Origin of the sequence: Hymenobacter tibetensis, assembly GCF_022827545.1 — a bacterium.
Taxonomy (GTDB): Bacteria; Bacteroidota; Bacteroidia; order Cytophagales; family Hymenobacteraceae; genus Hymenobacter; species Hymenobacter tibetensis.
In genome coordinates this window covers 5,680,541-5,694,643 of the sequence record NZ_CP094669.1, presented here as the reverse complement: position 1 = coordinate 5,694,643, position 14,103 = coordinate 5,680,541, and the positions used below count along the sequence as shown (strand labels likewise).

9 protein-coding genes are annotated in these 14,103 nt (G+C 57.5%); 3 read left to right on the top strand and 6 right to left on the bottom strand.

From position 1 onward, the window contains the following. Window positions 1-169: 169 nt before the first annotated feature. Window positions 170-583 carry a hypothetical protein gene (locus MTX78_RS23000; RefSeq protein ID WP_243798704.1) on the top strand — a complete coding sequence of 138 codons (414 nt, stop codon included), beginning with the start codon at window positions 170-172 and terminating at the stop codon, window positions 581-583. A gap of 163 nt (window positions 584-746) precedes the next feature. Next, a complete protein-coding gene (locus MTX78_RS22995) occupies window positions 747-2,447 on the top strand; it encodes a M28 family metallopeptidase (RefSeq protein ID WP_243798703.1) in 1,701 nt (566 codons plus the stop codon). 119 nt (window positions 2,448-2,566) lie between these two features. Here the strand turns inward: MTX78_RS22995 and MTX78_RS22990 are convergent, their stop codons facing one another. The 5 genes from MTX78_RS22990 to MTX78_RS22970 all read right to left on the bottom strand — a co-directional run bounded on the left by MTX78_RS22990 (window position 2,567) and on the right by MTX78_RS22970 (window position 11,104). Next, window positions 2,567-3,667, bottom strand: coding sequence for a glycosyltransferase (locus MTX78_RS22990; protein ID WP_243798701.1), 1,101 nt, complete (start codon window positions 3,665-3,667; stop codon window positions 2,567-2,569). A gap of 233 nt (window positions 3,668-3,900) precedes the next feature. Further along, entirely contained in the window at window positions 3,901-5,310 is a 1,410-nt protein-coding gene (locus MTX78_RS22985; RefSeq protein WP_243798699.1) for an MFS transporter, read from the bottom strand. A 263-nt stretch (window positions 5,311-5,573) separates the two neighbouring features. Continuing rightward, window positions 5,574-7,337: an alpha-amylase family glycosyl hydrolase gene (locus tag MTX78_RS22980; RefSeq protein WP_317258919.1), complete on the bottom strand. Its 1,764-nt coding sequence runs from the start codon at window positions 7,335-7,337 to the stop codon at window positions 5,574-5,576. 230 nt (window positions 7,338-7,567) lie between these two features. Then, window positions 7,568-9,472, bottom strand: a complete 1,905-nt coding sequence (locus MTX78_RS22975; protein ID WP_243798697.1) for a glycoside hydrolase family 13 protein — start codon at window positions 9,470-9,472, stop codon at window positions 7,568-7,570. 189 nt (window positions 9,473-9,661) lie between these two features. After that, window positions 9,662-11,104 (bottom strand): hydrolase, encoded by a 1,443-nt coding sequence (locus tag MTX78_RS22970; RefSeq protein ID WP_243798695.1) that lies wholly within the window; start codon window positions 11,102-11,104, stop codon window positions 9,662-9,664. Window positions 11,105-11,555: 451 nt separating this feature from the next. Here MTX78_RS22970 and glgP point away from each other — a divergent pair, with 451 nt between their 5' ends. Next, a complete protein-coding gene (gene glgP / locus MTX78_RS22965; protein ID WP_243798694.1) occupies window positions 11,556-13,208 on the top strand; it encodes an alpha-glucan family phosphorylase in 1,653 nt (550 codons plus the stop codon). Window positions 13,209-13,314: 106 nt separating this feature from the next. Here glgP and MTX78_RS22960 read toward each other — a convergent pair whose 3' ends face one another. After that, window positions 13,315-13,899 (bottom strand): arylesterase, encoded by a 585-nt coding sequence (locus tag MTX78_RS22960; protein ID WP_243798692.1) that lies wholly within the window; start codon window positions 13,897-13,899, stop codon window positions 13,315-13,317. Between the last annotated feature and the right edge of the window lie 204 nt (window positions 13,900-14,103).

Sequence of the window (14,103 nt, the reverse complement as noted above, 5' to 3'; positions counted from 1 at the left end):
TTGATTCCAACAACCGCTTTTTATGTCAAATTGATGCAACTTATAAGGTGAGTCGGGTTACTTGCTCTGAAACTTGTTAAGAAAACGGGCACTTCATTACAAATTCATAAAGTGAGTATAGGTTGACTACTAGAATTGGCACTTATATTTACCGGCTTTTGCTGCTGTCATGCTTGTAACCAACCTCGAATATCTGCACCTTTCTCACCGCCCCGACCTGGGCCAGGTGTTTTTACGTTGGACTCGCCCGGCTACCTCACAAGAGCACCGGAGTGGGTATCAAGCAGCCCTCGAACTAGCGCAGCGCGAGAAGGTAGGCCGCTGGCTGGTTGACCTACGCAGCCGCGGCTTAGCCGACCCTATCGATTTTCGTTGGGTGGTTACTTCTTTCCGCGAGCAGCTAACTAGCGCACTCCCCGGCGTTCGGCCTTGCCTCGCCTACCTCGTGTTGCCCTACCACGCCGAGACGCTAAGCCAGCGTTTGGCCGAAGAAATGGCCACTGATTCGGTGTCCGACAGCATGGCCATGCGGGTTTTCACGGAAGAGCAAGCCGCGCAGGAGTGGTTGCAAAGCCGCTCATAAGTAGATTGCCAGGCCCTGTCGGCAACTACGGCGTTTGCTGTTCAAGTAGTTAGCGCAGCATTACTGCGAGGCAGAGGCAGTTCCGTTTCTATCATTTGCGACATTTTCGACACCTTGGGGTGCGGGCAACTTTTGTTGCCTATTTCTCCACCTACTCTGTCGTATGCGCATTTCTGTTTCCTATCTGCTGGTACTCGCGGCACTAGCCGGCTGCCAGAGCAAGTCCACTTCGTCGTCGGAAGCTGGGGGCACGGCCGCCGCTCCTACCGATACCACTATTGTTTCGCCGCCCGATGGGATTACGGCGGCGTACATCGGTGAGCAAACTAAAATATTGGCCTCCGATGAGTTTCAGGGGCGCAAGCCGTTCACGGTGGGCGAAGAGAAAACCGTAGCCTACCTCACCGACCAATTTCGGAAGCTTGGCTTGAAGCCCGGCCCCGATGGTACCTACTTCCAAAACGTGCCCTTGGTGGAAATTACGGGCCAGCCGGCCCCCACTATGCAAATAAGTGGCGGCAAAGGCGGCCCCATCACGCTCAACTACAAAATCGATTATGTGGCTTTCACGGAGCAGGAGAAGCCTGCCGTAGCGCTGCAAAACTCGGAAATGGTGTTTGCCGGCTACGGAGTGGTAGCTCCCGAATACAAGTGGAACGACTACGCTGGCCTCGACGTGAAAGGCAAAACCGTGGTGGTACTCGTCAACGACCCCGGTAACGCCGGCAACGACACCACCCTTTTCAAGGGCAGGGCCATGACCTACTACGGCCGCTGGACTTACAAATACGAGGAAGCCGCCCGCCAAGGCGCTGCCGGCCTAATTATCGTGCACGACACTGAGCCAGCCGCCTATCCGTGGTCGGTGGTGCAAAGCAGCTACTCCGGGGCCAAACTCCGGCCGCAGCGCGCCGACAAAGGCGCCAGCAAGTGCGTGATTGAAGGTTGGATGACGTTGGATGCCGCGAAGAAGATGTTTACGGCCGCCGGCCAATCATACGAAGAAGCCTATGCCGCGGCCAACAAGCCTGGCTTCAAGGCTCGCCCGCTCGGTGGCCTGACCATGAGCACGAGCGTGAAAAACAAGCTGCGCCGCACCGCCTCCAAAAACGTACTGGCCGTGCTGCCCGGCTCCACCCGCGCCGACGAATACATTATCTACTCCGCGCATTGGGACCACCTCGGCATCGGGGCGGCCATCAACGGCGACTCCATCCACAACGGTGCTGTGGATAACGCCAGCGGTTGCGCTGCGCTGTTGAACATTGCCAAAGCGTACACGCAATTGCCTAAAGCGCCCGGCCGGAGCATCGTGTTTCTGGCCGTGACTGGTGAAGAGCAAGGCCTCCTAGGCTCGGCTTACTATGCTGCTCACCCCGTGTTCCCACTCAAGAAAACGGTGGCTGATTTGAACATGGACGCTCTAGCAGCCTTCGGTCCCATGCGCGACCTAACAGTTATCGGCTTCGGCCAATCGGAGCTAGACGACTATGCCCGCGACGCGGCCAAAGAGCAGAACCGCTACATCCTACCCGACCAGCACCCCGAAAAAGGCAGCTTCTACCGCTCCGACCACTTCAGCTTTGCCTTCGTGGGCGTGCCTGCTCTTGATGCCAAAGGTGCCTTCGACAGTCGCGCCCGCGGCAAAGAGTACGCCGCCCAACAGATGCAAGCCTACACCGCCAAAAACTACCACCAGCCCTCCGACGAATACGACCCCAAGTGGGACCTGCGCGGCATGGAGCAGGATGCACGCTTGCTCTTCCGCATTGGTCAGCGCCTCGCCGAAGAAAGCACGTTCCCCAAGTGGAAGCCCGGCTCTGAGTTCAAGGCTACCCGCGAGAAAAGCCTAGCTAGCAAATAGAAATTGATAGCAGTGGCTGACAGTCGTATATGATCTAGCTACTTTCAGTGAGTCATAAAAAAGAAGCCCTGGCAATATGCGCCAGGGCTTCTTTTTTGTGACTATCTACAATAGGCAACTCAACCTTCGGCCCACTGATAGCGGCGCTGCTTCCATTGGATATAGCCGGGCCAAAGAGTGTAGCCAATAACAGCCAGCGACATAACGCAGAGGTAGGGCTCGTAAAGTAACAGCAGCCCCAACGATTCGCGGCGGCCTACTTGCCGGAGCGTGATGGCCAGAAACAGCGTCTGACACAGAATCTTAGCGGCGTATACCCCAAGCATAAATAGGGGAGTGTGCAAACCAGGCCAAAACAAAAAGGGGTAGAAGATGCCGTAGGTTCCAAACAGCAACGAAAGTTGGCTAGGGAGCCGGACAGCGCCTTTCATCCAACGCTTACGCTGCCAAAGCAGATGGCGCATAGTAGGTTGCGGCACCGTTACGCCTAGTATGCGTGGGTCGCAGAGGTTGCGGAAGCCCCAACCTTGCGCGACAATCTTGGAGAAGAGTTGCAAGTCTTCCGTGATGCTAAAAGCCAACGCCTCGTAGCCGCCAATGGACTCGTAGGCTGCCCGCGTAACAAGCATGTTGTTGCCAACCGATGTAACTGGCACGCCAGTGTCAGACAGCAACCGAATGACGTTGAGGCCAAACAGCCAGTCGAGGCCCTGGAGGCGGCCAAACACGGTGCTATTGGCGGTGGTAATGCCCGTTACGACGCCCACGTTGTTGGTTTCGGTGGCGGCCAGCATGGTTTCCACCCATTCGGGCGCAAGGGCCATGTCGGCGTCGGTGAGCAGAAAGTAGTCGGTGGTGGCGGCGCGGCAGAGGTGAGCCAAGGCGTTGCTTTTGCCGCGAGCCGTGCCCAAGCGGTGCCGCACGCTCAGCAGCTGGAACTGCGGCTTGTCTTTGATGAAGTGCGCCACAACGGCCGCCGTGTTGTCGGTAGACGCATCATCGGCAATCAGAATTTCCATCAGCTCCGACGGGTAATTGAGGCGGGTTAGGGAAGTAAGGCACCGCTCGATAGTCGCTTCTTCGTTGCGCGCCGCAATCAGAATGCTTACTCGGGGCCGGGCTTTGGTACCGGCCGGGGCCGGTTTGGCGAGCAGCAGCAGCACCAAAAACACAATAAAGAGCCCGAAAAACAAGCCCAAAAAGATAATCGAGAGCAACATAGGCGGCTATATGGGGGAATAGGTCGCACCGTTCGAAGCAGGAGAGAAGGTGCAGCCCTGGTTTGCTTAGGGTGTACGGCGCGTAGCTGCTAATGCGTTGTGAGGTAAATGCGTATTTTACTGCTTGCGCTGTCCGTATAAACACGCAGTATTTCAAGCACATCGGCAAGCCCAAGCACAACAAAAAACCCCGACCGCAGAAGCAGTCGGGGCGAGAAGTGCAGGAGAGAAAGTCAAACTCTTGTGTCGGGAATAGCACCGGGGTCGTATCCGGGGTTGATGGGCTGGTCGTCGGCAAGCGGCAACGCCACTTTCTCGTTGTCGTCGACGCGCAGCGTGAATATGCCGGCTATAACCATCAGCACTCCGCCCAATACCACCACATTCAGTGGGTCGAGACTCGGGAACTGTTTCATGATAGCTGGCAAGCCCAACGAAGCGCATACCTGCGGCAGCACAATAAAGGCGTTGAAAACCCCCATAAAGTGGCCCATTTTGTGCGCCGGAATCGAGCCGGCCAGCATAGCATACGGCACCGACAAGATGGAAGTCCAGGCGATGCCCACGCCCACCATCGATACGAGCAGCATCCAGGGCTCAGTGATAAAGGCCACTGACATAAGACCAAGACCACCAGCCGTTAAGCAAACCATATGAGTTAGTTTGCGGCTCAGTTTGCGAGCAACCCAAGGCAGCAGCAAGCTAAATACAGCCGATATTCCACTGTACATGGCAAAGGCCTCACCCACAAAATTGGCGCCCTCGTTGAAGGCCGCCGACTTAGAATCGGTGGTGCCATAAAGGTGCTTGGTAACGGCCAGCGTGGTGAAAATCCACATGCAAAACAGGCCAAACCACGTGAAAAACTGCACCACTGCCAGCTGCTTCATCACCTTCGGCATGTGCAAAGCGCCCGAGAAGGTTTCCTTGACGCCCTGCATGAACGTAACCGAACTTTTCTCCCGCTCGAACGCCTCCATGTCTTCGGGTGGGTACTCGGTTGAGGTTAGCACGGTGTAGAGCACGCACAGAAAAAATGCCGCCGCGCCGAGGTAGTAAGCGTACTTCACCGAGTTGGGCACAATGCCGGCAGCGGCTTCATTGGCTACCCCAAATTTGGTGAGCAGCGTAGGCAGCAACGACGCCACCACGGCCCCAACCCCAATAAAAAACGACTGCATAGCGAAGCCGCTGGTATACTGCTCGTTCGGCAGCTTGTCGCCGACAAACGCCCGGAACGGTTCCATGCTGATGTTGATGCTGGCATCCATGATCCAGAGCATGCCACCCGCAATCCACAGCGTGGGCGAGTTGGGCATAATCAGCATAGCTATCGACGCTAAGATGGCGCCCACCAAAAAGAACGGCCGCCGCCGCCCCCAACGAGGGCTCCACGTGCGGTCCGACATATAGCCGATGACGGGCTGCACCAACAACCCCGTCAGCGGGGCCGCCACCCACAGAATCGGAATGTCGTCGGGGTTGGCGCCGAGGTTCGAGAAGATGCGGCTGGTGTTGGCATTCTGGAGAGCAAACCCGAACTGAATGCCCATGAAACCGAAGCTCATGTTCCAGATTTGCCAGAAGCTCAAACGAGGTTTTGTGCGGGTGCTGCTAGGAGCCGCCGCTACGCCGGTTGCCATAAGGTGTGGGAATTTTAGGTGGGGATGCGGTGAAGGGGACAACGAGTAAGATAGCAAAAGAACGTCATGCTGAACAGAGCGGCAGGCAAAGTGGAAGCTCTGGCATGCAGGTACTTCAATGGTACATCGTCATGCTGAGCGAAGCCGGAGGCGTAGTCGAAGCATCTCGCTCGAATCGTTAGGCAAGCGTTGGGGTTTACCACCCTAGCGAGATGCTTCGGCTTCGCTCAGCATGACGTTCTCTTTTTGTTCTTGACCCTGGTCTAGTTGCCTTTCGGCTTGATTTCGAACACGTAGGCGCTCAGCGGGGGCAGGTTGAGCGTTAGGTATTCAGTGGGTGGCGTGTTGTTGAGCAGGTCGGTGTAGGTGCAGAACTGGTCGGGGTTGAGGCCCATGCGCTGGCGCACCTCCCGCGGGATTTGGATGGTCGGCTTCGAGGTTTTGTCGCGGCTGAAGTTGACTACGATGAGCAGGCGCTGGTTGTCGGTGTAGCGTAGGTAGCTGTAGACGTGCTTCTGGTCGTAGTCTTTGCCGAGGTTGTTGGCATCTTGTAGCTCGTAGAACTTGCCCTTGCGGATGGCTTCGCTGGTGCTACTCAGGTTGAGCAAGCGGCAATAAAAGTCGCGGAGCTGCTTCTGGCTTTCCGAGAGTTGGCCACCATCGAACTTGCCGCCGTTCATCCATTTCTGGTGCTCCGGCACGCCCCAATAATCGAAGATGGTGGTGCGGCCGTCCTCGCTAGAGAAGCCCTCTGACTTCAGCGCTGGCTCGGCCACCTCCTGCCCCGAGTACAGCATCACCGGGCCCGAGCCCAACGTAGCCGTGACGACCATAGCCGGAATAGCGGTGCGCGGGTCGGTGGCAAAGTCCTTGGAGGCAATGCGTTGCTCGTCGTGGTTTTCAAGGAAGCGCAACATCCGGGACGAGTAGCCGCGGCTTTCCTCGCGCCACACTTTCGTGATTTCCTCGGTGTTGCCGCCCCCCGTCATCAAGCGGCGCAGGGCGTCGTAGAGGCCCACTTTGTCGTAGAGGAAATCGAACTTGCCTTTCTCGAAGTAGGTCTGGTACTCCTTGGGGTTGTAGGCTTCGGCAATGAACACGATGTCGGGCTTCACCTTTTTCACCTCCGGAATCACCCACGCCCAAAACTCGACGGGCACCATTTCGGCCATGTCGCAGCGAAAGCCGTCCACGTCTTTCTTGGCCCAAAACAGCAGAATGTCGCGCATCTTCTTCCAGGTGTCCGGTATCGGCTCGAAGTAGGTTTTGCGGTTGTTTTGGTAATCGACACCATAGTTAAGCTTCACCGTCTCGTACCAGTCGTTCACGCTCGGCGTGGCCGAAAACACATCATTACCAGTGGCTTTGGCGGGCGTTTCAGCAAATTTGCCGTCCTCACGCGGGCCGAGGGCCGGGCCGAGCGGGTTGCCTTCTTTGGGTACCACCAAGCTTTGGCCGGGCAGGTAGTAGAAGTTGTTGTTGGGCGCGAAAGCCTTGGTCTTATCGTCTTGGGCACCGAGGTCGATGACGCCGGCCGGCTTGGCATCCGACTTATAACTGCGGGCTACGTGGTTGGGGATGAAGTCCATAAGCACCTGTAGGCCGTTGGCGTGGGTGCGCTTGATGAGGGCTTCGTACTCGGTCATCCGGGTTTTCACGTTCACGGCCAAGTCGGGGGCCACGTCGTAGTAGTCCTTGATGGCGTAGGGCGAGCCGGCGCGGCCTTTCACGATGTCGGCATCGTCGGGGCCGGGGCCGCCCTGCGCGGTGTAGTCGGTCATGGTGGCGTGCTCAATCACGCCGGTGTACCACACGTGCGAGACCCCCATTTTTTTGATTTCCTGGAGCGCCTTGTCGGTGATGTCGTTGAACTTGCCGGTGCCGTTTTCCTGCACGGTACCGTAGGGTTTGTTGACAGTGGTTTTGTTGCCAAACAAGCGGGTCATCAACTGATAGACGACCAGTTTGTGGTCCTGAGGAACCTCTTCGGTGGTGTTGGGATCCGCAAGGAAGACAGTATCGGACACGGGCTGAGCTATACGCGAAAGTGGAAAAGTAAAAGCGGCCAACGCAAGCATTGCCGGCAAGACAAGTTTCTTCATACGGGGCGGGGGGCAGAAGTTTGCGTGGCTGCGAGCATTTGTGCGGGCTCACAGTTAGCGCACACGGTTAGGCAGAAGGCTTACACGGTTCTGGCAAACAGGGAGCATCAACGCCTTCTGCCACTAAGAGTCGTGAAACCACTATAAATAAAGCGCTATTTCTTTAACTCCACCACCCACGCCGTCCGCCCCGGAATCTTTACGGTTTTCAAATCTGCAATGGCTGCCCCTGTGGTCACTTCTACACCCGAGGAAAACCCGTTGAGTCGTTCCGCAAACCGCGCCATGTCCACGGTTTTCTCTTCTTTGTTGGAGTTCATCATCACCATCACCGTACCCACATCGGAGTAGCGGAAGTAGGTGTACACGCCTTGGTCGGGGATGAACTGCATGAGCTTGCCAGCGTGCAAAAACTCGTGCGTGCGGCGGTAGTTGGCCAGCTTGCTCACGTAGTCAAACGCCTCAGCTTCCTGGCCGGAGCGCGACGTGAACAGGTTCTTTTTGTCGCCGGGAAAGCCGCCGGGGAAGTCCTCGCGCACTTTGCCGTCGGGGTTCGAGAAGTTCTTCATCAGCACCTCCGTACCGTAGTAAAGCTGCGGGATGCCGCGGGTGGTGAGCAGCCACGCCAGCCCCATCTTGTACTTGGCGAAGTCCTCCCCTATCACCGAGTAGAAGCGGCTCATGTCGTGGTTGTCGAGGAAGACCACGTTGCGCATGGGATTTTCATAAAGCCAGTCGTCATGCAGGGTGTAGTAGAGCTTGCTGATGCCCTCCGTCCAGCCAGCGTCCTTGGTCAGCGCCTCGTTGATAGCGTATTGCAGCTGAAAGTCGGTGACGCCGGGCAGGTTGCTCTTGAACCCGTCGGTAGATGGCAGGATGTTGCGGGCGAAGTAGGCCTGCTGCGCCGTCCCCTGCACCCACGTTTCGCCGAACATGCCGAGCTGCGGATACTCATCTAGCAACGCTTGGCCCCACTGCATCAGGAAGTTGCGGTCGGAGTAAGAGTAGGTGTCGATGCGGTAGGCGTCGATGCCCGTGTTTTCCACCCACCACAGGTTGTTCTGGATGACGTAGGTGGCCACCAGCGGATTGCTCTGGTTGAGGTCGGGCATGGTGGTGTCAAACCAGCCTTCGCCGAACAGCTTCCGGTCGTATTGGGAGCCGTGCGGGTCGTTGAAGGCCGCGTCGCGGAAGGAGCTGCGCGTGAAGGTGGGCCACTGGTGAAACCAATCTTTGGCGGGCTGGTCGCGGAACAGGTAGCTCTCCGAGCCCATGTGGTTGAGCACCACGTCTTGCACCACTTTCAGGCCGTTTTGGTGGGCGTTGCGCACAAAGGTTCGGTACTCTTCGTTGGTGCCGTAGCGGCGGTCCACGGTGTAGTAGTCGGTGAGGGCGTAGCCGTGGTAGCTGGCCTTGGGCTGGTCGTTTTCCACGATGGGCGTGAGCCACAAGGCCGTTGCGCCGAGCGTTTTGAAGTAGTCGAAGTGATTGACAATGCCTTTCAGGTCGCCGCCGTGGCGGCTGTACATCGAGTCGCGGGCCGCGGCGGGCGCCTTCATGCCTTTGATGTAGTCGTTTTTGGGGTCGCCGTTCGAGAACCGGTCTGGCATCAGGAAATAGATGAAATCCTGCGTGCTAAGGCCCTGCACTTGCGTTTTGTCGCCGGGCGTGGAGCGGGCTTTCAGCTCGTAGCTGTAACTGAAGTTCTTGGCTCCTTTAAACTCCAGCTTCAGTTGGCCCGGCTTGGCGGTGGGGCTGATAGTAAGGTTGACTACCAAATAGTTAGGGCTTTCCAACTTCTGCGTGCCGTCCAGCGTCACACCTTCGTAGCGCAAGCTAGCCGTGCTGCTGGCTATGCCGGGACCGTGCACCAGCAACTGGAGTTTCGGGTTCTTCATGCCCACCCACCAGAAAGTTGGGTCTATGCGGGTGATGCCGGCGGGCTTTTTAGCCGGAGCAGTTGGGGAGCTGGTTAAGTCAGTGCTAGAATGTGCTTGGGCAACAGGTGCCGCCAACAGACTAGCTACCAGCGCTGGCAGCAGGAAGTGGGACGATTTCATGGGAATTTGGGACTTGAATGGGAGCGGTAAGGTAACAAGCACCTCCGTAGAACCCTAGTATCCTCGGTTGTCGTCGTTTGTCACCACAGGTCAGGTACTGTCTAAAAACAGAAAGCCCCACCGGCTGGCAGGGCTTTCGGAAACGAATAGGAAGAGCTAAGTGAGCTTGTTCTATCTCTTACGAGGACGCTATTGCAGCTTGGCCAACCAGAGCGAGGCGTTGAGGTGCAAGCGGGGGTGACTTACGTTTTCGCCCCAGCCGTCGTACACGGTGTTGCCGGGCGAGCCGGTGCCGTCGTCGGCAGGAGAAGAGTCGCCGATGATAACCACGCGGCCCGAGCCGAAGGTGCTGCTGGCAGCCATAGCCAAGTTGTTGCCCTGCGTGGCGGAGCTGCGCCAGATTAGGCCCTGCACCGTGCTGTTGGCGGTGGGGTTAAGTGTCATGGTCGCGCCGTTGTGGAAGGAGAGCTGCGACACGGCGCCTTGCGAGCCATTCAGGATGGGGTTGGTGCCGGTGCGGACGTTGCTGCTGTTTTCCACAATGTTGTCGAGGTTCACCGTGAAGCCGAAGGGGTTGGCTTGCACCGAGTTGTTCTGCATCAAGTCATTCCAGATGTCGGGTGAGTCGTAGCCGTCGTTGTTGCGGTCCGAGATGTCGTGGTCGGAAATCATGAACAAGCCGCCACCGTTCTGCACAAACCGCAGGATGGCCGTTTTCTCGGTGGCCGTGAAGATGATGTTGGGTTCATCGACCACAAATACGCTGTAGTAGCTCAGGTCCTGCGGGTTGGCGGTGTTGCCGTAGCTGATGGCCGCGCCGGCCGGTAGCTGCTCCACGGTGTGGCCCTGCTTGGCCAAGGCCACGCCCCACGCCGAAATAGCGCCGGTCCAGTAGGTTTCGGAGGTGGTGCTGGTGATGCCGCTTTGGGCCGGCGATGGGTAGCGCGAAGCCACCCCGCTGTTCACGTCGAGCACCCAATCGGCATTGCCGGCCAGCTCGCCGTGCGAACCGTCAAAGAGAAACTTCTTGCCGCCGGTAGCAGGTGGGGGCGTGGTGCCGCCCCCGCTGCCGTACTGCTCCACCGTCACGTTGTCGATGTTGATGCGGTTGGTGCCGCCGGAAATCTTGCGGATTTGCAGCCGCACGCTGCCGCTCAGGTTCACGCTGAACGAAGCCGTGCTCAGCGTAGCACTGCTGCTCGTGATGGTGCTGCCCACTTTCACGTAGGAGCTGCCGCTGTTTTGGCTTGCCCATAGCTCCCACTGCGAGCTAGCATCGGTGCCATACACCGCGTGGTTAACCGTCACGACACCCGCGCCCGTAGTGGTATTGAAGTTCATGCCCACCGTGCCCACGTTGCGCACTCGCACCGATTGACTGCCGGTTTTGGCGTCGGCGGTGGTGTTGCCGATCAGGGCGTCGTTCAAGGTCCAGGAGCCGGAGCCGAGTGTGACGGAGCCGGTGGTGTAGGCGGTTTTGGTGCCGGTTTCAAACCCTTCCGGAAATCCTGCGGCGCTAACATCGGCAGCGGCAGTAGTTACGCTAGGAGCAGCGCTTGGCGTAGGCTCTACTTTGGAGCAGGCAATCGACAGCGTCAGTAGCGCGGTGGCAAGTAAAGGAGTGAACTTCATCTAAGCTTGTTTAGGGTTGGGGTTGGAGTAGGACAAGAGCGCAAAACTACCTAGTCAATCAGCTAGTTAGACCAAACTAAATGTTACGGTTGTGTCAACTTACAACAGTTTTCCAATCTTGGCCTTGTGCAGACTGCTCCATATAGTCATATGAATTAGCCTATTTATACCTGTATCCCTCCAACCTGACAGCTCTGCTTTTCAAACCACAAAACGCCGAGTAGCTACCCCTTACATGTGTTTTCCGGCTGCCGTAAGTGCGGCTGCTCTTGCCCTTGATTTTCCGATGATTCCGCTTGGGGCACACTGAGGCGCACCTAGTACGCTTTGTTTTTCACTTGGAATGTCCGCACCTTGGCCGGCGCTTGCCCCGAACGTATTGCTGTGCTGGCCGTATGCCGGGGCTGTGGGTGGCTTGGTTGAGCTACCTTTTCTCTGACCTCCTTTTTCAATGGCTTTCGAATTTAAACCCTACTCTCCCGCTGCCGAATTCACGACGCAGGCGGCGTACTTCTCCATGGAATTTGCCCTGGATCAGGCCCTGAAAACCTATTCCGGGGGCCTCGGCTTCCTAGCTGGCTCGCACATGCGCTCGGCCTACGAGCTCAAGCAAAACCTGGTGGGCATTGGCATTCTGTGGAGCTTCGGCTACTACGACCAAGGTCGCAACGAAGACCAAACCATGCGCGCCGACTTCCGCCAGAAGTCGTATTCCTTCCTCCAGGACACCGGCATCACCTTCCCCATCACCATCCACGATGTGGATGTGCACGTGAAGGCCCTCTACCTAGCCCCCGACACGTTCGGCACGGCCCCGATGTTCTTCCTCACCACCGACATTCCCGAAAACGACTTTATCTCGCGCACCATCTCCCACCACCTCTACGACGCCGACACGGCCGCTCGTATCGCGCAAAGCATCTTGCTCGGCGTGGGCGGCGGTAAGCTGCTCGACATATTAGGCGTGAACGTGGATGTGTACCATCTCAACGAGGGTCACGGTTTGCCGCTGGCGTTCTACCTCTACGAAAAGCACGGTCGGCAGCTGGAAGAAGTGCGGAAGCGCTTGGTATTCACCACGCACACGCCCGAGCTAGCCGGCAACGAGGAGCACCCGCTGCAACTGCTGGCGAAGATGTCGTTCTTCGGGTCGGTGCCCGCCGAGGAAATCACCCGCGTAGCGGGCGTGGAAAACGGCCAACTGAACTACACACTTACCGCCCTGCGCTTTTCGCGCCTCTCCAACGGCGTAAGCAAAGTGCACGGCACCGTTGCCAACGAAATGTGGGGCAGCAACAAAGGCATCTGTCCCATCATTGCCATCACCAACGCCCAAAACGGCACCTACTGGCGCGACCAGCAACTGCACGCCGCCCTCGAAGCCAACGACGATACGGCCCTGCTCGCCCGCAAGCGCAAGCTGAAAAAGCAACTCTTCGACATCGTAGCCGACCAAACCGGCACTCTGCTCAACCCCGACGTCCTGACCGTAGTGTGGGCCCGCCGCTTCGCCGGTTACAAACGCGCCGACCTGATTCTGCGTCATTTCGAGCGGTTCCTTGGCATCATCAACAACACCGACCGTCCCGTGCAGGTCTTGTGGGCCGGCAAGCCCTATCCGAAGGACTACGGCGCCATCGGCCTCTTCAACGACATCATCCGCAAAGTCAAGCCGCTCAACAACTGCGCGGTGCTGACGGGTTATGAGCTGACCCTATCAGGCTACCTCAAGCGCGGTTCCGACATCTGGCTGAACACACCCCGCTACCCCCGCGAAGCCTCCGGCACCAGCGGCATGACCGCCGCCATGAACGGTTCCGTTAGCCTCAGCATCGCCGACGGTTGGGTACCCGAATTTGCTCGTCACGGCGAAAACAGCTTCATCATCCCCCACACCGACCCTTACCAGGCCGACAATGTGAAGGACGACATCGAAGCCACCAACTTGCTCGATGTACTGGAAAACGAAATCGTGCCGCTCTACTACGGCCAGCCCGATAAGTACCTGGAAGTAGTGAAAACCGCAATGCGCGAAGTAGAACCCGAGTTCGAGTCACACCGCATGGCCACTGAGTACTACCAGAAGCTGTACAACGCCAAGTAGCCCAAGACATAATTAACGGCTGAAAAGACTAGTGGCTAACAAACTAGCTTCCCCTTTCTTTCAAGGAGGGAAACTAGTTCGTTAGCCACTAGTCTTTTCGTTGGCTTCAGACCTTAGCTGCTAGTACATCGCTCAAGACAGCCCACACGTTGTCCGCCAGAATCTTCTGGCCAGCGGCGTTGGGGTGCACACCATCGGGGAGATTTAGCTCGCGGCGGCCGATTACCCCCTGCAGCAAGAAGGGCACGAAGGGCACGCTGTTTTTCTCGGCTAATTCACGGAATAAAGCCTTGAATTCGAGTGCATAACGCGCCATACGGTGGCCACCCAACGGACCCAAGTCGAAGGGGAACTCCAGCCCAACCAACACAATGCGGGCATCCGGGTACTTGAGCTTTACTTGGTCGATGATGGTTTGCAGGTTTTGGGTGGTTTCGCGGACCGGGATGCCGCGCAGGCCGTCGTTGGCGCCCAATGCCAGCACAAATACATCAACGGGTTGGCGGTTCAGCACGCTGGCAAGGCGCAGTCGGCCGCCCGCGCTAGTCTCGCCGCTTACGCCGTAGTTGAAAGTCTTGTAGGGTAAGTCCAGCGAGTCGATTCGCTGCTGGAGCACACTTGGGAAGGACGCGCTGGCGGGTAGCTGATAGCCGGCCGTCAGGCTGTCACCGAAGAAAATTATGTTTTGCATAGAAAGGAAAAGCAGTGGAAAGACCCGCGCAACGCTACGCCTAGCACAAGCTGCCGAGCTGCGCTGAGCAAGTGTAAGTGGCTGTTAACGAGCGTGAAATCAGTAGGAGGGAAGCAAAGGCCAACAGGCCATTGATATGCTCCGGGTTACACTAAACCAAACGACTAGGAAGGGTTGTGGGTTCCTGCGCAAGGTGGTCTATGG